This window comes from Methylomarinum sp. Ch1-1, assembly GCF_030717995.2.
GTDB lineage: Bacteria > Pseudomonadota > Gammaproteobacteria > Methylococcales > Methylomonadaceae > Methylomarinum > Methylomarinum roseum.
In genome coordinates this window covers 2,692,799-2,715,736 of record NZ_CP157743.1, presented here as the reverse complement: position 1 = coordinate 2,715,736, position 22,938 = coordinate 2,692,799, and the positions used below count along the sequence as shown (strand labels likewise).

Genomic DNA, 22,938 nt, shown 5'->3' with positions numbered 1-22,938 from the left:
TTTATTCATTGATGAATACCCTATACCCTATACCCTATACCCTAGCCTTAACAATTTATGTCACGGTCGTATAATATTGTCCGGCTTCCCTGAGCGTACGCGCTATTTCCTCGCGCAATTCTTCCGGTTTTAACAATTCAATGCGCTCTCCTTCCCCTAATACCCACCATCGAAGCTGCCAATTATTAGGGAGGTTCGCACTTACCACCTTGAAGCCTGGATCAGTTGACTCCGTCAATTGCTGTGATTCGCTTAACGCCGTTTCCGCCAAAATGGCTGCCAAGTGATCGCAGACTCGGGCCTGAAATGGAATAATGTCACCGACACCGAAATGGGCCTGATTTTTGGCGAATTCTGCAAGATCAAAACCTTGCTTGTTTCGGCTATCTTTAGAAGTTACGCATTGACGACCGGATGAAATTCAGGGTTTAAATGTTTGATAGTTGGCACAATATTCTCGATGAAAGAGGCGATGACTTCCTTGAATAAATTCCGTTGTACGCCGTAGCAGTTGTTAATGACTGTCGCGAAGCTGAGTTTCTGTCGTTGTACAAAACCACAAATCGCCGCGAAAAGATGATTATTGATAGCCCCTTTACTGCGAACTTGGAAACGCTCTATGTTGCAGACCTGCTTAATCGCACGGTGATATTGCTCAATCTGCTAAGGTCGGTCATGTTGTTCGTTAAAGGCCTTGCGATCAAAGGTAGCGGTCTGCTCATCGTCGGATAAAGCACAGATATAATGGCGCAGTTGGTCTTTTAACTGCGTCCGAAAGACTTTGCCATAACCGAAATTCTTGAGCCAGACCCTTAAACCATCTCCTGGAATGCCCAACTGTTGAGCTTGAACCCAGGACCCTTTTTCCACGGAAACCAACTGGTTGCTTTCCAAAACAGTAAACCCGGTGTTTCCATTTATGATGCGTATCAAAATGCCAATGCCTAGCGGCATCTTCCTGCGGACAAGCCAAGCAAATGCCTTACTTTTTTTGTTCGCTCATAATTTTTGATCTCTAAAATTCAAAAAGGTAACCGGTTACGGTTTATGGATATAGGGGGCAATAAATACGCTCACCTTTTCGAGCACCTCAAGCAGTTGTGCCGCCAGTTCAAATGCCTTATTCAATATTTCCGCTTGTAAATCGGGGTCATCGGGATAGTCGTGTGAGAAGGCATTTCTAATTTCTCGCATCAACAACCAATCATCGGCCGAAGGAATCGCGCCTATTTTCTCTAGCCGATAAAGTTTATCGATAAAGGCTCTCAGATCGCCTGGTTCTTTGGTGAGTTCGAGTATGACGGGGAATAACTTTGCCCCCATCAAATCATGCAATTTGCCAAAACGGGTAGAGAATTGGTCGAGTATGGCGATCTCGACATTAGTCAAGCACGATAATTTTTCCGCCGAAAAAGGCAAATGAGATTGTAACTCCGCCATAGCCCACTGTAGACGGTCGGCATGTCGGTCGCATAGTTTCAATACTTCAGTAATCGTTTCCATTATTGCAATAACACTCCGGTTTGCCTTGCGATCCGATAGATCGGCAAATCAAGCGATTGTCCGGCTCTACGCAAAACGACATCGATCTTTTGCTCACCGATTTTTTTATGGCATTCGCGTAAGAACTGCAACTTAGCCGTTATCAGTCCAGCGGCATCCTGACTCTGCGATTCGATATAGAGGTCGATATCGCCCCCTTTGCTCTCATCGTCTACTCGGGAGCCAAATAACCACACATGGGCATCCGCGCCAAAGTATTTTACGGCGCTTTCACAGATGACTTGTTTTTGGATGTGTGTCAATCGCATGGTTCTAGTTAAAGCATTTCGCTACTCAAAGTATGGCTTAATAAATTATTTCGTACCTGCGTAATACTGGTTTTTCATCTGCTCCAAAATAGCAAGCGTCAGCATCACACAGGTTATTAATCAGACTCACTGAAATATTGACATTCTTGGAAATGAATAGGCTGTCCATGTTTATTAGAAAAATCAATTTTATAAGCTGGCAGCATTCTACACAGTTAATCGATAAATATGAAATCGGCGCGGCCGTTCAAGCGCCGTGTTTTGCATGTTTATCTCGATAGACATCATCATCTGAATTGTCAGGGAACATTCGCGCGCACCCTGAGCTACCCGGTGCAGATACCGTAGCCCGGATGCAGCGTAGCGAAATCCGGGATTCGTGGCTACTTGCTAATAATTATGGGCATCCGAATGGGAGCGTATTACGATATTGGAGTAAAAAAGCTTTAGCTTTTTAGGCAAAAGCTAAAGCTTTTGCATTCCGAAAATCAAATTAACGAGGCGAAAGCAGATGGCAAAGACAACAGACAGACGGCGTATCGTCATCATGGGGGCGGCCGGGCGCGATTTTCATAATTTCAACATGGCCTATCGCGACGACGCAGACTGCGAGGTGGTCGCCTTCACCGGCGCGCAGATCCCGGATATCGCCGGCCGCCGCTATCCGCCCTCGCTGGCCGGCCCGCTTTATCCGGACGGCATTGAGATCGTCGAGGAAAGTGAATTGTCGACGTTGTGCCGGGAACGAAGAGTCGATCAGGTCGTGTTCGCCTACAGCGACCTCCCCCATGTCGAAGTGATGCATAAGGCTTCGGTCGTGTTGGCGGCCGGCGCCGATTTTGTGCTGATGGGGCCGGAGCGCACGATGCTGACGGCGAACGTTCCGGTGGTCGCCTGCTGCGCCGTGCGTACCGGCTGCGGCAAATCGCAAACGACGCAATGGCTGGCGGGCCTGCTTAAGCAGCATGGGCTTAACGTCGCGGTGATTCGCCATCCGATGCCTTACGGCGATCTTGAGCGGCAGGCTGTGCAGCGCTTCGCGTCCCGGGCCGATCTGGATGCCGCCGAATGTAGCATCGAGGAACGCGAGGAATATGAACCGCATCTGGAATTGGGCAACATAGTGTACGCCGGCGTCGATTACGCTCGAATTTTGGCCCAGGCGGAACAGGAAGCCGACGTGATTCTCTGGGACGGCGGCAATAACGATTTTTCCTTCATACGCCCCGACTTGCATATCGTGCTGGTCGATCCCTTGCGCCCCGGCAACGAGAGCAGCCATCACCCCGGCGAAGCGGTCTTGCGCATGGCCGATATCGTCTTGATCAACAAGGTCAATTCGGCCTCCGACGAGAATATTCAAAACGCCGCCGAAGCGGCGCGCCGGCTCAATCCAAGCGCGCCCATCGTACGCGGCGCATCGGTGGTGCAGTTGCAAAACCCGGAATCGATACGCGGCAAGCGGGTACTGGTGGTCGAGGACGGCCCGACCATCACCCACGGCGGCATGCCCTATGGCGCCGGCTATGTCGCCGCGATCCAGGCTCAGGCCGGCGAGATCGTCGACCCTCGCGCCCTGGCGGTCGAGCAAATTGCTCAGGTATACAGCACCTATCCGCATATCGGCAAGGTATTGCCCGCGATGGGTTATCATCCGGAACAATTGCAGGCCTTGCGCGAGACGATCAACCAAGCCGATGTCGACGTCGTTGTCGCGGCGACGCCATGTGATTTGGCCGCATTGATAAAGATCAACAAGCCGGTGCGGCGGGTCAGCTATCGATTTGCCGAAGTCGGCGAACCTTCGTTAGCTCGTTTGCTCGAGACTTTCCTCCGGGAAAAGCGACTCGGATAATTCCTGAACATTTTACAGGCTTTAGTTTGATAACTGAAGTTTCCTAAAAACGCCTCAAGCCACCATGCGTAACAACACCGCGACCAGCGAATTTTTCATGGGATTGGTGGGTTTATGGCAAAGCCTATCAAAATCTTCACTCAGTGAGGCTTCGGCGATGAGGCGCCGGACATCGGAAAAGGCGAAACTCGTCCGCCCCTTGACCTTGTGCCGACGTTGCGGATCCGCTTTGATGCGATCGGCGTACATCCAGGTGACCGTGGTGGCCATCATACAGAAATGCAGGTGGTTTATCACGGCCTGGGCATTCCGGCTCTGGCATTTTTGACTGCCAATGTCTTGCTTGAGTTCTTTAAAGCCGGACTCGATCTTCCAGCGAGCGCCATAATATTCGATGACCTGGGTGACCGACAAGTCGAGATCGGTCGTAAACAAGGCGACCCACTGGGTTTTACGAAACACCACACGACCTTGATGGGGCATTTTAAGGTCTTCAGCATGACGGTTTTCTCAACCGCCAGTACTTCGCGTACTTTGCCATACAGGTTAACCTGATAGGCAGCAGTTTGCTGCCGGAGCGCGTGCGCTCGGTCGGTCACGGTCCCCAGACGCTGGCCGTATTTACGGGGCGTCCGCGTGTCTTGGCATCGGCGGACCGGGCGTCGGGGAGCGCATAGAGCACCTGGTTGCTGCGCAATCGGGATAACAGGTGAAAACGTTCGCCTACCGTTTGGCGCACCGGCTTCCATAACCCTGATTCCCAAACCAGCTGTCGGTGACCGCCAGCATTGGTGTCGAAGCAAAGTGACCGGCGACGGCGATTAGCAATTCCGCCGCTTGCGTGAGTTTGCTTTGAAACGGCGCGACTTGGCCTTTGATTTTGGCGGTTTCCTTTTGTTCGGCGATCATGTGACGGGGTAAGTAAAACGAAAGCCCAAAACAAACAGGCCCAACGACCTTTGACCTGCTTCAGTAAGCCGATCGACACCACATTTTGCGCCCAGGGTAACGGCTTTGATTCGCTTTGGCGGCATGATCGAAAATCGACGCGCAGCCGAAAATGTGTTGACCCACTTTGAGGTTGATAAAATCGTCCAAGCCAATCAATAAGCGGCCATCGGTCGTGGGGACGGAATCAATCCCACAGCGTCGTCCAAAGCCTTTCCCAGGGCAGTGTCGACGAAGCCATGAAGGTATAGAACCGCTTTTGCTTAATCTCGATCCCGAACAAAGTCTCCAAGGCCCGCCATAAATTAGACGACATCGATGAGGTAAACGGAACAATCACGGCGAGCAGCGTGTAGACAAACAAAGAAGCTCGCTCCCGTCCCAGATCAGTCTCGGAAAAATGGGCTTGGAGAGGGCGGAGAAGATCGCGTAAAATGAACATGAATGAGGCCCTTTTGTTTGTGTAATCAATGATTTAGAAACCAATATTATACTACAAAAGGCGACCTCATTCACCCATAAGCTATTGTTTTTAATGAGATTCGGCATAGCCTAACAATCAATATTAGAGCCGGCTAATGTTTAAGCTGAATATTAGCATTACCTGATATTCCTTGCCCTCAAAAAATTGGGAAACTTCAGTTTGATAATGGAGCCGTCCGATTGCGTCAAGCGAATCGAACCCGGTCCGTATAGCATCAATAATCGAAAATTGAACGACATGGCCGTCCGAACATAAAATCCTTCGCTTATTTTCGCCGGCTCAATGCCGAGGCCAGGTTGACACCTTTGGGACAGGCAATGCAAAGGACAATCGGGCCGACATTTAACATGGCGACTTTATCGGTTGAGCCGATAATCAGGATCTGTTCAATGTCTCCCAAATTCAATATCGCGGCCCCTTTTCGCGCCACGCCGACACTTTCCTGAATCATCGCGCCCAAAGCGCCCAAGGCATCAATATTGGGCATCCGGCCGGAACTGACCAACACCAAGCCTTCATGATAAGCCGCGCAGGCGCTTATACCCTTGATTTCCATAATATTATCGACCAATTTCTGCAGCGCATCGATAAAACGGCGGCGTTTAATGCGAAGATCTTCGCTGGTCCTGATAATATCTTCTGAGGTTTGTCGTTGAGAGTTCAGATAGTCCGCCGCTAATTGGTCCAATGCGGTTAACTGTGATTCAAACCAGTGCATATAGGAGTTCTATCTGATATTTTCATTTCGCCAGGTAATTGGAAAACAATTTTTTTAATACCGGAATGGTTTCCTTCAGTTCGAAGCGCACCCGTCCCAATAGGGCATCGCGCTTCGTTATTAAAGCCAACATAAACCCAGCCTCGATAGGCGTGGACAGAATATATCCTTCGGCATTCTCGCAAATCACCAGATTCGTCAAATGGTGTCCGACATGAGACGCGGCCTTGGATGCGGCGCCAAATACTACTTGCACCGAAGCCCCAATGGCGTCGGTATTGATTTCGTAATCGCGCTGAATATGCGTAACAAATCCATCGTTATCGATGATCGCGGCGGCAGAAACACCTTGTATGCTCATCAAATTGCGCAGAATGGAGTCAATTTCATTGGCTTGCGATTTGCGGGGATCGAGAGTATGGATAGTGCTACTCATAAAATACTCCTTAAAATTTGAATCATGGGTATCATAATAAATCGACGCGAATCAAACAGGTCTTATCGCCCAGCGCATTACATTTGGTTTCCGTCGCTTTGACATTGCGTTTGAAGTAGGCCTTAACAATACCGCCTACCATTCCTGCCTCAAAATGACAAATAGGGGCCGAAACGTTATGAATACCGGCGCAGGAAACACATTCATCCACCCGCAGTTCCAGCAAGCCGCCCTCCAAGTCCACTTTATCCGGCACCACCAAACCGACAGAAAGCTGACGGCATAATTGTTGGATCTTGCCGATATAGGTTTCCAAATCCTTGTCGGCATTGCTAGCGACAATTTGCCCTAGCGTCGATCCCAGGCTTTGCCCCGAATGGTAAACCAACGATGGCGCGCCCTGCCCTAGAATATCCTCGACGTTCGAACCCAAAGCGACCATTCTTAACACCTGAAACAGCCTGATCGGAATCATAGGCCCCAAGCCATCGCGATTTTCGATATTAAATTCACCGGAAACAATGCCGTCGAGAATTTGCTGTTGCGCGAGTTGATAGTCTGTTGTGTTGTTCTGTGCCATGCCAATTTTCTCTGTTTCGTTCATTGATCCAGGCATTTCAATTCTGCCCGACGATTCTTTGCCCGCCCGGACGGCGTGGCATTCGATGCGATTGGATTATTTTCGCCCGCGGAAACGGTTTCTATACGTTGAATGCTAATGCCGTAATTCATGAGAACTTGTTTTACGGCATCCGCTCTTGCCAACCCCAAGTGCCGATTGACTTCGTCACTGCCCAAGTTACATGTGTATCCGGTAATGCGAAGAAGTCGATGACAACGGTTTGCCACATCCATCATTTCTTTGGTTTCGCTATCGGATGCCAAAATCGGTTTGCTGGAATTGAATTTGAAATGAATGGTAAATGGGCTGTTGTTGATTGTCGCCGCTGGATAGCCAGCGCCAGTCGGTTCCGTCGGAAGCGCCAACTCCTCATCCAAACGTTGTGGTGTTTCTGTTGCTTGGTTAACCGATTCTTTTTGATCAATGCGTTGTTCATCTACAGGCCGCAACGGTAAGTCAGTTTGCAGTGCATTCGCGGAGAATGGCTTGATCCCGGTATTCTCTGTTGTTTCTTCCGAACTCGCTGTGTTGATCGGTAACTGCAGCTTTTGTCGGAGCCAGAATGACGCCATTGCCAGTAAAATTATCAAGAGTATTGGCAATATTAACCCCGACCAGTTGGCTTTCGAAGTCAACTGCGCAGAAGAGTGAACGACGCCGTCCAAACCGTCAAGATCGAGTGATCTAGGTTTTTTCATAGAATTACCTTGATACACATCACAAATATCGGAAATTTCGATTCTACTCCCAAAACCGCCTCTTGTGGAGGCTGACTTAATCTTATCGCCAGAAACCGCGAGACCGAGCATTGCCAAAACATATCGATGATAAAAGAAAAGATGCCGCTCATGCTGCCGCGCGGAAGAAACATGGCATTTGAGCGCGCACCCAACTTCGAAATGTCAGGGAACGCTGGCGCGTACCCTGACCTACAGAAACCTTCAGCGAAACCATTCGTAGGTCACGTTGCCCAGCACCTAAATTGCTTAGACCATGATAAATATTTCTTCATGCCTAATTTAGGTGCTGGGTTACGTGACATTTGGAAGCAGATATAGGTCAGGGAACGCTGGCGCGCACCCTGACCTACAAAAACCTTCGGCGGAACCATTCGTAGGTCATGTTGCCCAGCACCTAAATTACCTGGTTATTATCAAATTATTTTTTCATGCCTAATTTAGGTGCTGGGTTACGTGACATTTGGAAACAGATATAGGTCAGGGAACGCTACACGCACCCTGACCTACAAAAACCTTCGGCGGAACCATTCGTAGGTCATGTTGCCCAGCACCTAAATTGCTTAGACCATGATAAATATTTCTTCATGGCTAATTTAGGTGCTGGGTTACGTGACATTTGGAATGTGTTATCCGCTTAGAAACGTCAGGGAACGCTGGCGCGCACGCAGGACATCACCGTGCCGGTCGAAGGATTTACGACCAGGTCGATAACGAGGATGTCGCGATTTTCCACAAACACCGTCAGCGTTAGGGCGAGCATTGCCTACCCTACCAGGCTATTAGCTAAACCTGACTCCATGTGACCTTTTCTGCACTTGCACAATTAAACAGACAAGTTATACTTGTTCAGTATATTGTACAAGTATAGGGGTACTCCATGAGAGTTATTAGTTTTTCCGATGCCAGAAATAGACTAAAAAGCGTTTTGGATCAGGTGGTTGAAGATTGCGATTATACTGTCATCTCGCGTAGAGATGCCGAAGATGCAGTTGTCATGTCTCTAGATCAGTTCAACGGACTAATGGAAACAGTGCATCTATTAAAGAGTCCAGCTAATGCAGCGCACCTGGCAAAGTCAATCGCTCAATATCGCTCAGGAAAAGTTGAAAATCATAGGCTAGTTGATGATTGACGTATTGGCTTGGACAAAAGAAGCCTGGAGGGATTATGTTTACTGGCAAGGTCAGGATAGAAAAACGCTGAAGCGCATCAATAAGATAATCTCTGATACTCAAAGAACGCCATTCGAAGGCATCGGTAAGCCCGAGCCATTAAAAGAAAATTTATACGGTTTTTGGTCTCGTCGTATTGATGAAGGTAATCGGTTGGTATACATAGTAGACGGAAATCAACTTACCATTATTTCCTGTCGTTATCACTATGAAAAATGATTTAAGAAAAAAGGGAGAAAAAGAGCTAGCGCGCCACTATTTCTGCGAAAGCTTGTTTTGGGCATCCCAGCCCAAGCAAGCGGCAGAAATTACGTGGCGATTATTGCCTCCGGCGGCCCCGATTCGTCCTGCGTCCGTGCCACTCCGCCATATCATCGTAAACTCGATGCTGGCTCCGTCGCACTCCCACAAATGACTTGACGGCGTTTCGGGAGACCTTTTATTTTGTCTCCACCTTCGCTCTCGCTTCGATTCCGACAAAACAATCGGCCCTACGCCTATCGGGGACTAAAAATCTTCACTTCGCTGCCGCTCCGTTTCCAAGATTTTCAGCGGACGGGGTAGATTTTCGATACCGCACTCCAAATTGAATTTTTTTATGTGTCGGCAGCAATGTAGGTCACGTTGCCCAGCACCTAAATTACATAACGAGTATCAATATTCTTTGTGGCTACTAAATTTAGGTGCTGGATTACGTGACATTCGAGCACCTTGCTGTATCCGGTCTGTCAGGGAACGCTAACGCGCACCCTGACCTACGCACGAGCGTCGGTATTAATAACGAAGTTGCGTGTTTTTTGGTGCGAATTTCTTTTCCCACCCACCATACAACAACACGAGTACGATGTAGGTCACGTTGCCCAGCCGCTGAATGCAATAACGGTTTTCTCTTTGTATATGCTTCAAACAACAGGATGGTTTGACGTTTAGATGCTGGGCTACGTGACATTCGAGCGCCTTGATGTATCCGGACTATCAGGGAACGCTGACGCGCACCCTGACCTACGCATGAGCGTCGGTAGGGTGATGTCTACTTCGAATACAACCATACGAAGCGTCCGCCCAGAGACATCGACTTGACCGGCAGGGTCTGATCGATAACCGCCAACACCTTGTCGATTTGGTCGATATGAAACAATACGTTGACCCTATAACCGGCCAACGTATTGTCCGATAGAAAAACATGGCCGGGGCGGTAGCGGTTGATTTCCGCGACGACGTTATCCAGCGTTTCCCCTTCGAAGATCAAACGGTTATCACGCCATGCTCGTACCCTTTCTGCATTCACCGTTCTCATCTGTCCAAGCGGTCGACCAGAAGCGACATCAATACGCTCACCGGAGCGCAATACCACCGGTTCAATTTTCGGGCTGGCGGGCTGAGACACTTGCACGGCGCTCTCGATGACGGTCACGCTGACGCCGCCCTGTTGTTTCTTGACGATGAAGTCGCTGCCCAAAGCCTTGACCTCCTGCCCATCCGCGACCACGACAAAAGGCCGCGCCTTATCCTTGGCGACGACGAATTCGGCCTCGCCGGCGATCAATTCGATCCGTCGTTGCTGCGGACTGTAATCGGTATTCAACGCACTGGCCGAGTTCAGGCGAAACGACTCATCATCAATATTTTCAGACTAAGCGGCGACAATTCGCTCAATGCCTGTTCGCACAGACCAATTTGCTGCTGGCTGAAAACGATCGCTTCAGGTTCCGCCCTTGCTTCGGAAATGTCTTTGATTACGGCCGAGTCGAGATCGACGGTATCTCGATGCTTGCGTAAATGATCCGTGGCCAGATTGGCGGCGATCCGATAAACAAAGGCGCGTGGATTGAGGATAGGTTCGGATGATTTCAAATTGACCAGGCGCAGAAAAACATCCTGCAGCAAATCGTTAGCCGTTTCGGCGCAAGCCACACGCCGCAACAAAAAACTGTGCAGCTCCTTTCGATATTTTTCGATCAGCGCTTCCGCTTCACTCGGGGTGAATTCCAGCATGTGTACTTAGTAGATTAACAAGGTTCTTGTTACTTCGGTGATGATTAGGCGCTCTAACTATGGGAATGAGGCGAAGTGATCGCTGGAGAACGTAAAGCAAAGATCAAGCCAACGGCCCATAACCGCTAGTCCTGGGAATACGAGCAAGAATGAATGCTAATTATGTTATATGACACACTCAGATTGAGCTTTATAACATAGTATAATTACTCCCAGCTCTATCTTCCGGCTAAATCGCTATGTCTTGCCGCTACAAACATTAACGTTCGCTCTAATAAGTAATTTCGTAGTGTTCAATCGGAGGTTATGGTGTCGCTAAAACCGTTTCATGACAATATTGCACCGATTTGTCAGGTAGCGCTAGCGCGCAACCTGACCTACCCACTATCGTTTTTGACGTCTAGCGCTTAGGTGACATTTCGAAACAAAATCCGCTTGCGTTATCGAGACCAATAGTCGATTCCGCTCGCCTCCCTGTCTATCAGGGTCCCCGCCTCGCCGGCCAGGATCGCGGCCGCATCCTGCAACCTGCCTATGCCGGCGATCGTCCCGCTCTGTTCGACAAAGCGGCAAGCTGCTTCGACTTTCGGCCCCATCGATCCGGGCGCGAAACAAAATTGACCCAACGCCTTAGGTGCGATGCGGCGTATGGCGCGGGCTTGGTCGGCAGGCCATGCGCTATAGACGGCTTCGACATCGGTCAACAGCAGCAGCGCATCGGCCTTTAATTCCCTCGCCAACAACGAACTGGCCAGATCCTTGTCGATCACCGCCTCGACGCCTTCCAAGCCGCCGTCGTCAAGGCGCACGACCGGAATGCCACCGCCGCCGGCGCAGATCGTCACGACCTGTTGTTGTAGCAGCAATTCGATGACGCCCAGCTCCAGGATGCGCTTCGGCTGAGGCGACGGGACGACGCGGCGGCATTGATCGCCGTCATGGATAATGCTCCAGCCCCGCTCTTGAATCAGCGTGTCGGCTTCGGCTGAGGGATAAAACGGCCCGATCGGTTTGCTCGGATGATTAAAACCGAAATCCTCGGGGTCGACTTCGATCTGGGTCAGCAAGGTCGCACACTGTCGTCCCGATGGCAACCGACCGATCAATTCCTGTTCGATCAGGTAACCGACCATGCCCTCGGTTTCGGCATCGAGTATATCCAGCGGATAGGCTTCGCCTTCTTGATATGCCGCGCCTTGCAATGCCAGCAAGCCGACCTGCGGACCGTTGCCGTGAGTGATGACCAGATCGTGATCTTGCGCCAACGGGGCGATGGCCTGCGCGGCGAGCCTGACATTACGGCGTTGATTTTCGGCGCTCAATGCTTCGCCGCGGCGCAGCAGCGCATTGCCGCCCAAGGCGATGACGATACGCATGTCAATCGCTCAGCGTCGCGACCAACACCGCCTTGATCGTATGCATGCGGTTCGCCGCCTGATCGAAAACGTTCGAGGCGGGTGATTCGAACACCTCTTCGGTGACCTCCAAGCCATCCAGGCCGAACTTCCGATAGATCTCCTCGCCGATTTTCGTCGCTCTGTTATGAAAGGCCGGCAGACAATGCATGAATTTGACTTTTGGATTGCCCGCGGCCTGCATCAATTGTTGATTGACCTGATAAGGCCTTAACAGGCTTATCCGCTCGGCCCAGGCCGACTGCGGCTCTCCCATTGACAGCCAGACGTCGGTATAGACGAAATCGACGCCATTGACGGCGTCCTGCTTGTCTTCGGTAACCGACAAACGCGCACCACTATGTTCGGCCAGTTTGCGGTATTTGTTAATCAGCTCAGGTTTCGGCTGTAATTCGGCCGGGGCCGCCAAACGAAAATCCATGCCCAATATCGCCGCGCCAATCATCAACGAGGTCGCCATGTTGCCGCGGCCGTCGCCGATGAAGCAGAAGCCGGTGTCTGTTAATGCTTTATCGCAATACTCCTTCATCGTCAGCAGGTCGGCCAGCACCTGAGTCGGGTGATATTGGTCGGTCAGGCCGTTCCAGACCGGCACGCCATGTTTGCCCAATTCCTCGACGGTTTCTTGATCGAAGCCGCGATATTCGATGCCGTCATACATTCGCGCCAGTACTCGAGCGGTATCGCGCATCGATTCCTTGACGCCGATCTGCGAACCGCTGGGACCGATATAAGTGACATGGGCGCCCTGGTCGTGGGCCGCGACTTCGAAGGCGCAGCGGGTGCGGGTCGAGTCCTTCTCGAAGATCAGCACGATGTTCTTGCCCTTCAGTCGCTGTTTTTCAATGCCGGCCGTTTTGTCCGCCTTCAGTTGTCCGGCGAGATCGATCAGATAGATGATTTCCTCGGCGCTGAAGTCGAGCAGTTTCAGAAAATTGCGTTTATGTAAATTGAATGGCATGGCCGCCTCCCGTTTGGATTCGATTCTCACTCTCCGTGATGAGTTGAATCTAACAGTAAACGTCCGGATTGCCTAGTAGCTTGGTGCGCTTCACGGCGTTCAGCAGCACCCTACGTGATTCATCGATCCGGTTAAGGATCGTCGACTCTTCATGGCCTTCATGGTGATCAACATCATTGATAACGTTGCCGTTCGCGCCGGGGCGGCGCTCCTGCGAAGGAATATCGGGGCGCATCGATATCACGCATCGGCCAGGCTTGGTGCGCTTCACGGCGTTCAGCGGCAGCCTACGTGATTCATCAAAATCAAGCGACGACGATGCGCGGCGAGCGTTGAGAGATCGCGGTGACGATTTCGTAATTGATCGTGCCGAGTTTTTCGGCCAGCTCGTCGGCGCTGATTTCCAGCCCGCCCTGCTCGCCGATGATCACCGCTTCGTCGCCGATTTCGACGGCGCCGCGCAACTCGGTCACGTCGACCATACACATGTCCATCGTGATGCGGCCGACCTGCGGGCAGCGGCGGCCGCCGATCAATAAGTCGACATTGTTGGACAGGCAACGGCTGAAGCCGTCGCCGTAGCCGACCGGAACGGTCGCGATCAACGATGGTCTTTGGGTGATAAAAGTGCGTCCGTAACTGAGTCCTGTGCCGGCCGTCACTTCCTTCAGATAAACGATCCGGGTTTTCCATTCCAGCACCGGTTTCAACCGTTCGACGGCCGGATTGATGATGTCTTGGGATGGTCGCAATCCGTAGATAGCTATGCCGGGGCGGCAGATATCGAAGCCGGCCCCTGGCAGATCGAAGATCGCCGCACTGTTGGCCATATGGCGGATCACCGAGTTTCCGCATTCGGTTCCGGTAATGGCGGCATTGAAAACCTCGATTTGGCGATAGGAAAAGGTCTTGTCGGTCTCGTCGGCGCAGGCGAAATGGCTCATGATGCCGCGCAAATGCAGCGCAGGCCGGGACCGGCAATGCTTGACGAATTCAGGCAATCGCTCCGGATGAATGCCGACGCGCCCCATGCCGGTATCGACCTTGATATGCACCGCGATACGCTGGCCGCGGCGTTCGGCCTCGTCGGCCAACTCGTCGATCATGTCGTGAGTGCAAATCACCGGTTCGCAGCGGTATCTGACCAAGGCCGGTATATGTTCGGACAGCGTCGCCGACAACACGATGAAGGTCGCCTCCAATCCGCTCTCGAGCAACGCGATCGCTTCGCCGACATCGGCGACGCAGAAAGTCTTATAGCCCTGCCGATAAAGATGGTGAGCGACCAATTCGGCGCCGTGGCCGTAGGCGTTGGCCTTGATGCAGGGCCACAGCGGCCGTTCCCCGACCTGTTGCTGCAGCAGTTTCAGGTTTTCGATCAAACGATCCAAATGCAGATAAACCTTGGTCAAGCGGCCTGGTTCGTCAAGCTTAGGCACAGAAGATCCGATCATCGAACAAGGTGCCGCGAATACAGTTTTTTTTGACGTAGACCGAGGTCATCGCCGCCAACAGCGCGGCGTAATTGACGTCGAAAGACAGGATATCGCCCAGCTGTATGCGCCCTGACAGCGCGGAAACGTCCAAGCCCAGATAATCGCTCGATGCGCCGATGATAGTCACCGGCTGTTGCGGCGTGATGCCTTCGACGGCGACATCCTGCCTGCCGATATTGACCAAGGCATGCAGAATGTCGCCATGATCGTCAAAATGGGGGTGGCCGCCGAAGGCGTCCTCGCCATGCTCACCGGGGAATGCCGACGGTTTCCGTTTCAATTCGACGACTTCGGCTTGCAGCACGAAGGCGTCCTGATAGGTGTTCGGCCAGGCTTCTCGGCGCGTGGTTTCGCGGCCCAACAAGATGCCCTCGCCGATCCGGGCGTGATTGATGCGCTCGGGCATGCCTCCTTCGGCTATTAAATTAAGGCCGCTGGAATTGATGCCCGAGATCCATTGCAAGCGGATAGCACAGGCTTGTTCGATCTCGGCGGCCAACTCGGCCAGCTGCAACATGTTGTCATGGGTCGGAGTCAGGCCGCCGAAACAGGCCAGGTTCGCGCCTATGCCTTTCAGCTGTATGCCTTGCCACTGCATCAGCATTTTAGATCGCTCGACGGCTAGATCGGGCCAGACTCCCTCGCGCAAATCGCCCAGATCGATCATCATGATCACCTGATGCGACTTGCCTCGGCTCCTTGCCGAGTCCGACAAGGCCTGCAACGTCTGCAGCTCTGAATTCAGGCTGATATCGGCGCAATCTATCACCTCGTCGACCCGGGATAGGGAAGGCAGCCTCAGCAGCAGATAGGACACATCCAGGCCGGCTGCGCGCATCCTGAGGATGTTCTCCAACCGGGAGTCGGCGATGCCATCCACGCCGCCGCGCAGCATCGCCGCCGCCACCGCCGGATGGCCGCAAACGACCTTGGTCACGCCGCTGACTTTGATGCCGTGGGCGGCGCACAGCGCGACCATGACCTTGGCATTATGTTCGATCTTGTCCAGATCGATGCATAGAAGTGGATAGTCCATGCTTGATCAGGCCTGCTCCCGCCAACGGCGCACTATGAAGCTGGCGACTTCGCGGCCGGTCGCGCCGTGACCGAATCCTGCGTCCATACCGCATTCGCGTGCGATGCGTTCATCGATGCGCGGGCCGCCGGCGATCAACAGCAGATTTTTCAGGCCGCGCTTGCCGGCCAATCGCGCCAACTTGCGCATGTGCTGCTTATGGATATCGGCATGGGTGATCACCGTCGAGATCAGCACCGCCGCGGCGCCGCTCTCCTCGACCTTGTCCAGCACCTGTTCGATCGATACCGAAGACCCCAAATTATGGCAATGAAAACCGTATTTTTCGATGCCGCCGTGTTTGATGTCGAGGATTTCGTGCAGGCCGACCGTGTGTTCGTCCTCGCCGACCGTCGCCGCGACGATATGAAGGTCGCGCGGCCTGACCCAGGATTCGATGTCCTCATCGGTCAGCAGCGTAACTTGGCTATAGGCCGGTAGAGCGTTTTTATCGATATAGAGGTCGACCGTGCCCTTGATCTCCAACAAACTGCCTTCGGCCGGGTGCATGATCCTTTGATTGATCACTTCCGGGTTTTGCAAGCCCATATGCAAGGCCAGTTCCAGCGCCGCCTGCTTGGCGGTATGCGGCTCGTCGGGAATGAACAAGGTGACGCAGACGACGCCATCGCCGTGTTTTTCGACTTCGGGTCGCAACCGCCCTTGTTCGCGTTCGGCCAACGGTTTCTTGAGCCGCTGCATCACGTTGTCTTGGTCGTCGACTTCGTCGATATAGCGGATTTTGGCAGGATCGCACAGCGTACAGCCGCCATAGTCGTCGCAGGGTTTGCCATCCTGTTCTGGGTAACGGTTTTGACCGAAATGACTGCACACCGGCGCGCCGTAATCCTGTTCGCGGGGAATCACCGTTCCCGCGCAATCGCCGCCGTCGACTTCCCTGACGATACCGTCGCCTTTTCGTTCCGGATAATAGCCGGAATCGACGAACTGGCCGGTCTCGACCGCAGTATAGTATCCACCCGCATGCAAAATTTCCTCGAGAAACAACACCGCCCTTTCCTTCAATTCGCGCACCTGCTCCCGAAATGAACCCTCCTGTTTGATGTCCAGCAGTTCATCGAGGCCATCCAGGCCCATCAGCGTCTGTCTCGCGGCATTGACGCCGGCGATGTTGTTATAGTGCCAGGGGATGTTGCGGCCCTCGTCCGGCGTGATCGTGCTCTGTATATCGGTCTCGGTCAGCCTGGAGATCAGCGTGTCGAGCACATGGGACACCGTCGCCTCATCGGTGTCCGACTCCATATAGCGGGTATTCTGCTGGGCGCGAAACTTGTAACCCTTGAACAATTCCCTCAGCGCCACGGCGTAAGGCAGGTCCAGCCGCAGCTTAGGCGCCGGCGGCGCGGTCGGCGGCACCGTCGACAACGCGATCTGTTCCGCTTCCATGCCGGCCGCCCTGGAATAGGCGGTATTGACGGCATGCTGAACGAACAGCTCCGGCGTCACCTTCCAGGCCTCCTTGGCGGTGGCGTTGGCGTTATGCGCGCCGTCGAGCTGCAAAATGCCGGCGTCGGCCATGATCTTCTTCGACTCGGCCGCATCGACGAAGGAACGGTGCATGTTGATGTCGCGGTACAAAACATTGTACTGCGGGTCCTGATGCGCGCCATTGACGCCCTCCTCGGCGAACAGCACCGCAATCTCCGGTCCGGCGACGCCGCTGACATAGGAATGGAAATTGATCGGCCTACCGACCTCGTCCTCGATCGCGTCCAGCGCCTTGCGCGACGCCCTAATCTGCTTGCGTGAGATCGGAATGCCGCCGACGCCTTCCGGCGTGCCCTCGATCAGGCCGTCGATATGTGACTGGCCGGTGGTGCGGATCACCATGATGTGGTCGGCGCCGTGCCAGGCCGCCATGCGCATGCGCCTGAGATCGTCCTCGAAACGACCGGAGGCGATTTCGGTGGTGATGATCAGGTCGCATTGGGGATCGATGTTGGAAAAATATTCCGCGGCCGGCAGCGGCAGCGAATTTTTCAGGTTTTCGGAACTGTTCTTATAGACGAACGGACCGACGGTTTGTTCGGGGACGAGCTTGCGCCAAACCCAACCCTTGCGCCGTGGCCGATAATGTTCGAGGTTCTGCAATACCTCGAGGATATCGAGTTTCTTGTCCGGGTCGAGTTTCATGGCTTTAGCTCCCGCCAACAGTCGCCTTTCAACAAAGCTTCACCGGCCGCCCGTACCGAAAGCCCTTTGCGCAAAGCCAGTTGCAGCAACAGATGACCGGCGCCGTGGCCGAGCAGACCTTGTCGATGCATCCTGTCTACCAGTTGCTTGGCCTCGGCGCTGGTAAAGCCCATGCGCAGCAATACCGAACGCTCGATGCCGGGACTGGTATGGGTGCGCGCTTCCTCGACCAACGGGTCGCTGATACGCTGCACCAGCTCCCAGAATCGGGCGTGCAGTTGTGCGTCCGACAACCCTCGCAAGTGCTGGCGGCGGGTCTCGAAATCATCGGGCCTGTCCAATGTACTCATCACAGATCTCCTTTACTTGGGTGATATCCAACCGGGTCTCGGCGGCCAGAAACATGTAATCGGTTTCTGTCAGTGTATGCTGTTTTTCCAGCGATTGAAGCGCATGCTGAAGATAGGAGCGTCGCACCCGCATCAAATCGATGTCGGCGACCGCCAGTTGCTCCGGACTTTCCGGGATCACGATGCTCTGCCCCGGCTTGCTGGTCTTGGGGTCGCCTCGGCTGATGGCGACGCCCATGCGCTTGGCCAGATTCAACTGCGCCAACGGATGCTTGCCGGCGCCGGTGTATTCGGTTTCCTGCACGACGACGATCCGATCTTCCGTTAATTGCTGGGCGATGACGAAGGCCGCAGCCAAAGACGTATTGCCGGCAGGCCCGCGCTCCAGGCCCTCCAGTTCGGCCAAGGCCTGGGTGATGTAAAACACTTCGCCCTGGGTCACGGTCACGAAGCGGTCCATGTAACGCAGGGCTCGGGCCGCATTGCGCGGCACATCGGCGCGGTCAGGCCAGGTCGTGAACGGCAGCGAAAAGCCGGTGTGGCCGGTCGTAAACGATTTACGGTTGAAATCGTGGTCCGACGCCATATGCAGGCCAGTCAGATCGACGCTGGCGGCGATGATTTCGGTATCGCCCGCGCCGGCCTCGATCAAACCGCGCGCGGTGCCGGTCAGATTGCCGCCGCCGGCATGAGTCACGACCACCGCATCCGGATGGACCCGTTCCCGATCTAATATCTGTTCGGCCAGTTCAAAACCTAAAGTCTCTATGCCTTGTATCGAATAAGGCGTATACAACGAGGCGTTGAAATAGCCGGTCTCTTTCAATAACCGCAGAAACTGATAGAACAGCTCCGGGCCGACCGACAGGCGCATAACCTCGGCGCCGTAGGCTTCGCAGGCCCGAGTCTTTTCGGCGATTTCCGGCTGGGCGACGCCCCGGCTGTCGAAGGCTTCCTGGACGATGATGCAGCGCAGACCAGCCTTGGCCGCCTGCGAAGCGATCGCGGCGCCATAGTTGCCACTGGTCGCCGCGATCACGCCGGGATAACCACGCCGCTTGGCCTCGAACACCGACAGCGAGGCCCTTCTGTCCTTGAACGAACCGGAGGGATTGGCCGCCTCGTCCTTGACGAACAGGCGCGCGCCATAGCCCGGTTTAGCCAGCCTGCGCGCCAAGCGGGTCAGGTTTTTCAATTCCACCAACGGGGTGTTACCGACCGCGGTGCGGCCCTGTACCTCGCGGACTCGGTCTATTCGATAACCGGTATCGTCCATCAGCCTCTGATAATCGAAGGCCAACACACCGGTCGCGTATTTCCGATAATCGATGCCGACCGATTGGCGCATGATGTCGTTGCGTTGGTCCATGACGGCCTGATAGCTATGCATCGTCCGCATCCTGCTGCGCCAGCAAGGCTCTTAGTTCCTGGCCGATCGTCGACAGTTCCGGTATCGGCGCACCGAAACCGTGTCGATAGGCCGGATTGATCGCATCCAGCCTACCGCGGAGACGGCGTCCGGCGGCGGTGACGATCTGGGCCTGATCGCCAAGTCTTGCAGGCTCTATGAGAAAGCCCTTGACCCGCATCTCTAACGGAATCTTGGCGGTGTCTTCAGGAATCTGAGGCGCGCGTTCTCCGGGATGCAGCACGATCGTATGAATTTCGACCCAAACGCCTTTGTCGATCAGTTCGGTCATCTAGCTTCCCTTTTTCGTTTGCCCCGGCCGAAACGACGAAAAATCCCGTCACCCAACATCGCCGCCGGCGCCGGCAGGTCCGCCATGCAATAGAGTCCTGGAGCGGCCTGCAAAACCTGTGGCGTCATGTTGACCGCCAGGGCCACGGTGGCCTGACCGCCCGGTATCTCGGGACGGCCTTCGATATTCAGGTCCGGAGCGCCGTTGATCCGAATAAGATCGCCGGTTTCGACGCCTTCCATTTCAGGATGGATCTGTTGCGGATGGCTCAAACTGATCACGGCGCGGCCATCCCGATAGGCGACCGCGGTATGCAGACAACCGGCCACCCGGCCCGGCTCGACCGTGACGAACGGCGTTTCTCGCCTGACCTCAGCGATGATCGGCTCGCGGCTCTGTTCGATCCGTTCCAGCTCCCAACCCAACGCCGCCGCAATCATCTGCAGCGACTGTTCGAAACCGACATGACCGACCACGCTGCCGTTGCTGAGTCCCTGTTCGAAGGCTTCAGGCGTCAAGCCGACGCCCTGCTCGGACAGCACGGTCGGACCATAAGGAGCCAGGTCGTTGACCCGCGTAGCCTTGATCGACTCCACCTCGGCGCAAACTCCGGTCAGCAGGATGATCAACAAATCGAGTACGAAGCCCGGATTGACGCCGGCGCCTAGCACCGAGACGCCGTGTTTGATAGCAAGCTGATGTAATTGCTCGGCCTTGATCGGGGATTTCGCGGCCGGATAAGCCATTTCCTCGGCGATCGAAATGACGTTGACGCCATGTCCTATCAGTATGTTCAGTTCCCGCCAGGCGTCTTCCAGCGTCGAACAGGTCGCCTGTATCGCAATATCGGGTCGGGTTTGTTCAAGCAACGCATCCAGCTCGGTTGTAACCGAAATACCGAGTTCGCGTTCCAGCCCGATCGCCAATCCGAGGTCCACGCCGTCCCGCCCCGGCCTTCTGGCGCAGGCGCCGGCCAACTGCAAAGCCGGCTTTTTCAGGATCAAGCGGGCGATACCGGAGCCCATCTGGCCGGTCCCAACCACCACCACTCGAATCGTATCGCCCATGCCGCATCCCCATAAAAAGAACTAGCGCTGACTTAATCTTAAACGCTAACTTCTCTTTGAGGCAATTCCCACTTTGGCGTTCAAAAAGGGCATGGGGTGTGTTTGGCGAGGATGTCGGCAGCAAGGATGCTGCCGTCAAGCCCCCAGGGATGGGTTTACGGCGCTCCTCGACAGACACACCCCATGCCCTAAACACCGCAAAAATACTCAAATATGGGAATTGCTGATCAAATAGCCTCGGTGTCAGCGTTCCTTCCGCCCACTGCTGCGGGTCGGTTTGGCCAAGCCGTGGATGATATAGTTGTACAATTCTAGAACGTGCTGGTCGGAAAGTTTTTTTGCCTTAAAAGCCGGCATCGGACCTTTTTCACCATTGGGCAGTCTCGGATTTCGAATGAATCGAATAAATTGCTCATAACTTTCCAGCTGAGGGGCCGAACGCAACGGCAGGTTCGGGTAAATAATATTACCGCCGTTGACATGACATCCAGAACAGCGTCTGATGAATATTTGTCGGCCCTGAGAGAAACGTTCGCCTGCTTCCGGGACCCTACCTTCATAGACCAGCTGACCGCCGAAATAGCCCAATCCCAGCACATTGAACAAGCAGAGGGAAAAAAGCGTGCTGACGATCCAGGTCGGGGTTTTCGGGTTGCGGCCAACAATCAAGGTGATGACAAGCAGCAACAACAGACCGGCCGCCAGCGCAATTTTCATCCTGATCGGATAAATATAGGCGCCGTAATAATAATGTTGCCAATCCAGAAAGCCGAGCACAACGGTCGGAAAATACAGGATAAATGCAATGATCACAGCATAATATGCCGACTGCTGAAAATTTTTGTTCGGCCATAGCTTAGCGGCAATCCCCAACAAAAAAGCCACGATCACTGCGCCGATGGGTCCATGGGTCAGCGGCGGATGCAGCGGATGAATATACCCTACGTTGGCCAGCAAGTCATAAAGATAGTCGATCATGATAGCTCCCAAGAAAGCACCGTTTCATGATACCGTAACTTCGCCGGCGATATCCATCGCCGCTCTATTCAACTATTCAAACTCCGCCCATCCTTTGCAGGGCGCCGCTGAACGCAGTAAAACTCTGGGCGGGCGGGTTATTTAACCCGCCCCAAACGTTTAACTTACTCTAGTCACGGTTGAATCGTTCAGGACCTCGTTGACCTGCATTTCGCATAGCGACATGCGGCTACTTGCGCCGCGGCTCCGCCAAAGTCTGCCCGTCGTCAGCACACCCCGCACCGTAGGGCGGCTTCGCGAAGCAAGCCGCCAAAAACCGCCACCGGGGCAAAATTAGCCGTTGTGCGTATCCAAGCGGATTGCTTGGCGGCGAATCCGCCCTACGGTTGCGATGCCCATGTAAAGCCGATTGTCTTGAAGCACATCGAAACATGGTGCGCTTCCTATCGTCAGCACACCCTACCGCATCGTAGGGCGGATCAAGCGCAGCGGATCCGCCAACGTAGGGCGGCTTCGCGAAGCAAGCCGCCAAAAACCGCCACCGGGGTAAAATTGGCCGTTGTGCGTATCCAGACGGATTGCCTGGCGGCGAATCCGCCCTACGGTTGCGATGCCCATGTAAAGCCGATTGTCTTGAAGCACATCGAAACATGGTGCGCTTCCTATCGTCAGCACACCCTACCGCATCGTAGGGCGGATCAAGCGCAGCGGATCCGCCAACGTAGGGCGGCTTCGCGAAGCCGCCAAAAACCGCCACCGGGGTAAAATTGGCCGTTGTGCGTATCCAGACGGATTGCCTGGCGGCGAATCCGCCCTACGGTTGCGATGCCCATGTAAAGCCGATTGTCTTGAAGCACATCGAAACATGGTGCGCTTCCTATCGTCAGCACACCCTACCGCATCGTAGGGCGGCTTCGCGAAGCAAGCCGCCAAAAACCGCTACCAGGGTAAAATTGGCCGT

At 53.9% G+C, this 22,938-nt stretch carries 27 protein-coding genes and 1 pseudogene; 4 read left to right on the top strand and 24 right to left on the bottom strand.

Translation table 11 applies throughout. The features are described 5' to 3' along the window. Positions 1–55 precede the first annotated feature (55 nt). From Q9L42_RS12575 to Q9L42_RS12560, 4 genes and pseudogenes are all read right to left on the bottom strand, one after another. On the bottom strand, positions 56–421 hold the full coding sequence (locus tag Q9L42_RS12575; RefSeq protein WP_305910207.1) for a WYL domain-containing protein: 366 nt from the start codon (positions 419–421) through the stop codon (positions 56–58). After that, a pseudogene (locus Q9L42_RS21475) lies at positions 397–933 on the bottom strand (IS701 family transposase); the annotation flags it as partial. The gene Q9L42_RS12575 and the pseudogene Q9L42_RS21475, both read right to left, overlap by 25 nt. A gap of 105 nt (positions 934–1,038) precedes the next feature. Continuing rightward, the gene (locus tag Q9L42_RS12565; protein WP_305908052.1) at positions 1,039–1,503 is read right to left on the bottom strand and encodes a hypothetical protein; all 465 of its coding nucleotides are present in this window, start codon (positions 1,501–1,503) and stop codon (positions 1,039–1,041) included. Next, on the bottom strand, positions 1,503–1,811 hold the full coding sequence (locus Q9L42_RS12560) for a nucleotidyltransferase domain-containing protein (protein WP_305908053.1): 309 nt from the start codon (positions 1,809–1,811) through the stop codon (positions 1,503–1,505). The genes Q9L42_RS12565 and Q9L42_RS12560 overlap by 1 nt, the downstream gene beginning before the upstream one ends. Before the next feature lie 511 nt (positions 1,812–2,322). Here Q9L42_RS12560 and Q9L42_RS12555 point away from each other — a divergent pair. After that, a complete protein-coding gene (locus Q9L42_RS12555; protein ID WP_305908054.1) occupies positions 2,323–3,666 on the top strand; it encodes a cyclic 2,3-diphosphoglycerate synthase in 1,344 nt (447 codons plus the stop codon). Between the two features lie 54 nt (positions 3,667–3,720). On the opposite strand, the gene Q9L42_RS12550 is transcribed toward Q9L42_RS12555, so the two are convergent. The 7 genes from Q9L42_RS12550 to Q9L42_RS12520 all read right to left on the bottom strand — a co-directional run bounded on the left by Q9L42_RS12550 (position 3,721) and on the right by Q9L42_RS12520 (position 7,572). After that, positions 3,721–4,149, bottom strand: coding sequence for a transposase (locus Q9L42_RS12550; RefSeq protein ID WP_349431166.1), 429 nt, complete (start codon positions 4,147–4,149; stop codon positions 3,721–3,723). 240 nt (positions 4,150–4,389) lie between these two features. After that, positions 4,390–4,575 (bottom strand): hypothetical protein, encoded by a 186-nt coding sequence (locus tag Q9L42_RS12545; RefSeq protein ID WP_349431165.1) that lies wholly within the window; start codon positions 4,573–4,575, stop codon positions 4,390–4,392. Positions 4,576–4,801: 226 nt separating this feature from the next. Continuing rightward, positions 4,802–5,056 carry a hypothetical protein gene (locus Q9L42_RS12540; RefSeq protein WP_349431002.1) on the bottom strand — a complete coding sequence of 85 codons (255 nt, stop codon included), beginning with the start codon at positions 5,054–5,056 and terminating at the stop codon, positions 4,802–4,804. Positions 5,057–5,363: 307 nt separating this feature from the next. Further along, complete coding sequence (locus tag Q9L42_RS12535; protein WP_305908055.1) at positions 5,364–5,816, bottom strand: roadblock/LC7 domain-containing protein; 453 nt, start codon at positions 5,814–5,816, stop codon at positions 5,364–5,366. 22 nt (positions 5,817–5,838) lie between these two features. After that, positions 5,839–6,252 carry a roadblock/LC7 domain-containing protein gene (locus tag Q9L42_RS12530; protein WP_305908056.1) on the bottom strand — a complete coding sequence of 138 codons (414 nt, stop codon included), beginning with the start codon at positions 6,250–6,252 and terminating at the stop codon, positions 5,839–5,841. Between the two features lie 31 nt (positions 6,253–6,283). Next, the gene (locus Q9L42_RS12525) at positions 6,284–6,832 is read right to left on the bottom strand and encodes a V4R domain-containing protein (protein WP_305908057.1); all 549 of its coding nucleotides are present in this window, start codon (positions 6,830–6,832) and stop codon (positions 6,284–6,286) included. 20 nt (positions 6,833–6,852) lie between these two features. Continuing rightward, complete coding sequence (locus Q9L42_RS12520; RefSeq protein ID WP_305908058.1) at positions 6,853–7,572, bottom strand: OmpA family protein; 720 nt, start codon at positions 7,570–7,572, stop codon at positions 6,853–6,855. A gap of 919 nt (positions 7,573–8,491) precedes the next feature. On the opposite strand from Q9L42_RS12520, the gene Q9L42_RS12515 reads away from it, so the two are divergent. Together Q9L42_RS12515 and Q9L42_RS12510 are read left to right on the top strand one after the other, a co-directional pair. Beyond that, the gene (locus tag Q9L42_RS12515; protein ID WP_305908059.1) at positions 8,492–8,746 is read left to right on the top strand and encodes a type II toxin-antitoxin system Phd/YefM family antitoxin; all 255 of its coding nucleotides are present in this window, start codon (positions 8,492–8,494) and stop codon (positions 8,744–8,746) included. After that, the gene (locus Q9L42_RS12510; RefSeq protein WP_305908060.1) at positions 8,739–9,005 is read left to right on the top strand and encodes a Txe/YoeB family addiction module toxin; all 267 of its coding nucleotides are present in this window, start codon (positions 8,739–8,741) and stop codon (positions 9,003–9,005) included. The genes Q9L42_RS12515 and Q9L42_RS12510 overlap by 8 nt, the downstream gene beginning before the upstream one ends. 811 nt (positions 9,006–9,816) lie before the next feature. Here Q9L42_RS12510 and Q9L42_RS12505 read toward each other — a convergent pair. The 13 genes from Q9L42_RS12505 to Q9L42_RS12445 form a co-directional block, all read right to left on the bottom strand. Continuing rightward, complete coding sequence (locus Q9L42_RS12505) at positions 9,817–10,371, bottom strand: FecR family protein (protein ID WP_305908061.1); 555 nt, start codon at positions 10,369–10,371, stop codon at positions 9,817–9,819. Positions 10,372–10,385: 14 nt separating this feature from the next. Beyond that, positions 10,386–10,781, bottom strand: coding sequence for an RNA polymerase sigma factor (locus Q9L42_RS12500; RefSeq protein ID WP_305908062.1), 396 nt, complete (start codon positions 10,779–10,781; stop codon positions 10,386–10,388). A gap of 440 nt (positions 10,782–11,221) precedes the next feature. Further along, entirely contained in the window at positions 11,222–12,157 is a 936-nt protein-coding gene (gene arcC / locus Q9L42_RS12495) for a carbamate kinase (RefSeq protein WP_305908063.1), read from the bottom strand. A gap of 1 nt (position 12,158) precedes the next feature. Further along, the gene (argF, locus tag Q9L42_RS12490) at positions 12,159–13,157 is read right to left on the bottom strand and encodes an ornithine carbamoyltransferase (protein ID WP_305908064.1); all 999 of its coding nucleotides are present in this window, start codon (positions 13,155–13,157) and stop codon (positions 12,159–12,161) included. Between the two features lie 49 nt (positions 13,158–13,206). Next, complete coding sequence (locus tag Q9L42_RS12485; RefSeq protein WP_349431163.1) at positions 13,207–13,392, bottom strand: hypothetical protein; 186 nt, start codon at positions 13,390–13,392, stop codon at positions 13,207–13,209. A 70-nt stretch (positions 13,393–13,462) separates the two neighbouring features. Further along, entirely contained in the window at positions 13,463–14,596 is a 1,134-nt protein-coding gene (alr, locus tag Q9L42_RS12480; protein WP_349431162.1) for an alanine racemase, read from the bottom strand. After that, positions 14,589–15,689 carry an alanine/ornithine racemase family PLP-dependent enzyme gene (locus Q9L42_RS12475; protein WP_349431161.1) on the bottom strand — a complete coding sequence of 367 codons (1,101 nt, stop codon included), beginning with the start codon at positions 15,687–15,689 and terminating at the stop codon, positions 14,589–14,591. The genes alr and Q9L42_RS12475 overlap by 8 nt, the downstream gene beginning before the upstream one ends. 6 nt (positions 15,690–15,695) lie before the next feature. Further along, positions 15,696–17,882, bottom strand: coding sequence for a D-ornithine 4,5-aminomutase subunit OraE (gene oraE, locus Q9L42_RS12470; RefSeq protein WP_305908067.1), 2,187 nt, complete (start codon positions 17,880–17,882; stop codon positions 15,696–15,698). Continuing rightward, positions 17,879–18,232 (bottom strand): ornithine aminomutase subunit alpha, encoded by a 354-nt coding sequence (locus tag Q9L42_RS12465; protein WP_305908068.1) that lies wholly within the window; start codon positions 18,230–18,232, stop codon positions 17,879–17,881. The genes oraE and Q9L42_RS12465 overlap by 4 nt, the downstream gene beginning before the upstream one ends. Next, the gene (gene ortB / locus Q9L42_RS12460; protein WP_305908069.1) at positions 18,207–19,622 is read right to left on the bottom strand and encodes a 2-amino-4-oxopentanoate thiolase subunit OrtB; all 1,416 of its coding nucleotides are present in this window, start codon (positions 19,620–19,622) and stop codon (positions 18,207–18,209) included. The genes Q9L42_RS12465 and ortB overlap by 26 nt, the downstream gene beginning before the upstream one ends. Further along, positions 19,615–19,932, bottom strand: coding sequence for a 2-amino-4-oxopentanoate thiolase subunit OrtA (gene ortA / locus Q9L42_RS12455; RefSeq protein WP_305908070.1), 318 nt, complete (start codon positions 19,930–19,932; stop codon positions 19,615–19,617). The genes ortB and ortA overlap by 8 nt, the downstream gene beginning before the upstream one ends. Further along, the gene (gene ord / locus Q9L42_RS12450; protein ID WP_349431160.1) at positions 19,929–20,999 is read right to left on the bottom strand and encodes a 2,4-diaminopentanoate dehydrogenase; all 1,071 of its coding nucleotides are present in this window, start codon (positions 20,997–20,999) and stop codon (positions 19,929–19,931) included. The genes ortA and ord overlap by 4 nt, the downstream gene beginning before the upstream one ends. A gap of 243 nt (positions 21,000–21,242) precedes the next feature. After that, a complete protein-coding gene (locus Q9L42_RS12445; protein ID WP_349431159.1) occupies positions 21,243–21,977 on the bottom strand; it encodes a DUF2231 domain-containing protein in 735 nt (244 codons plus the stop codon). 342 nt (positions 21,978–22,319) lie between these two features. Between Q9L42_RS12445 and Q9L42_RS12440 the strand changes: the two genes are divergently transcribed. Further along, entirely contained in the window at positions 22,320–22,742 is a 423-nt protein-coding gene (locus Q9L42_RS12440) for a hypothetical protein (protein ID WP_305908073.1), read from the top strand. The last annotated feature ends 196 nt before the right edge of the window (positions 22,743–22,938 follow it).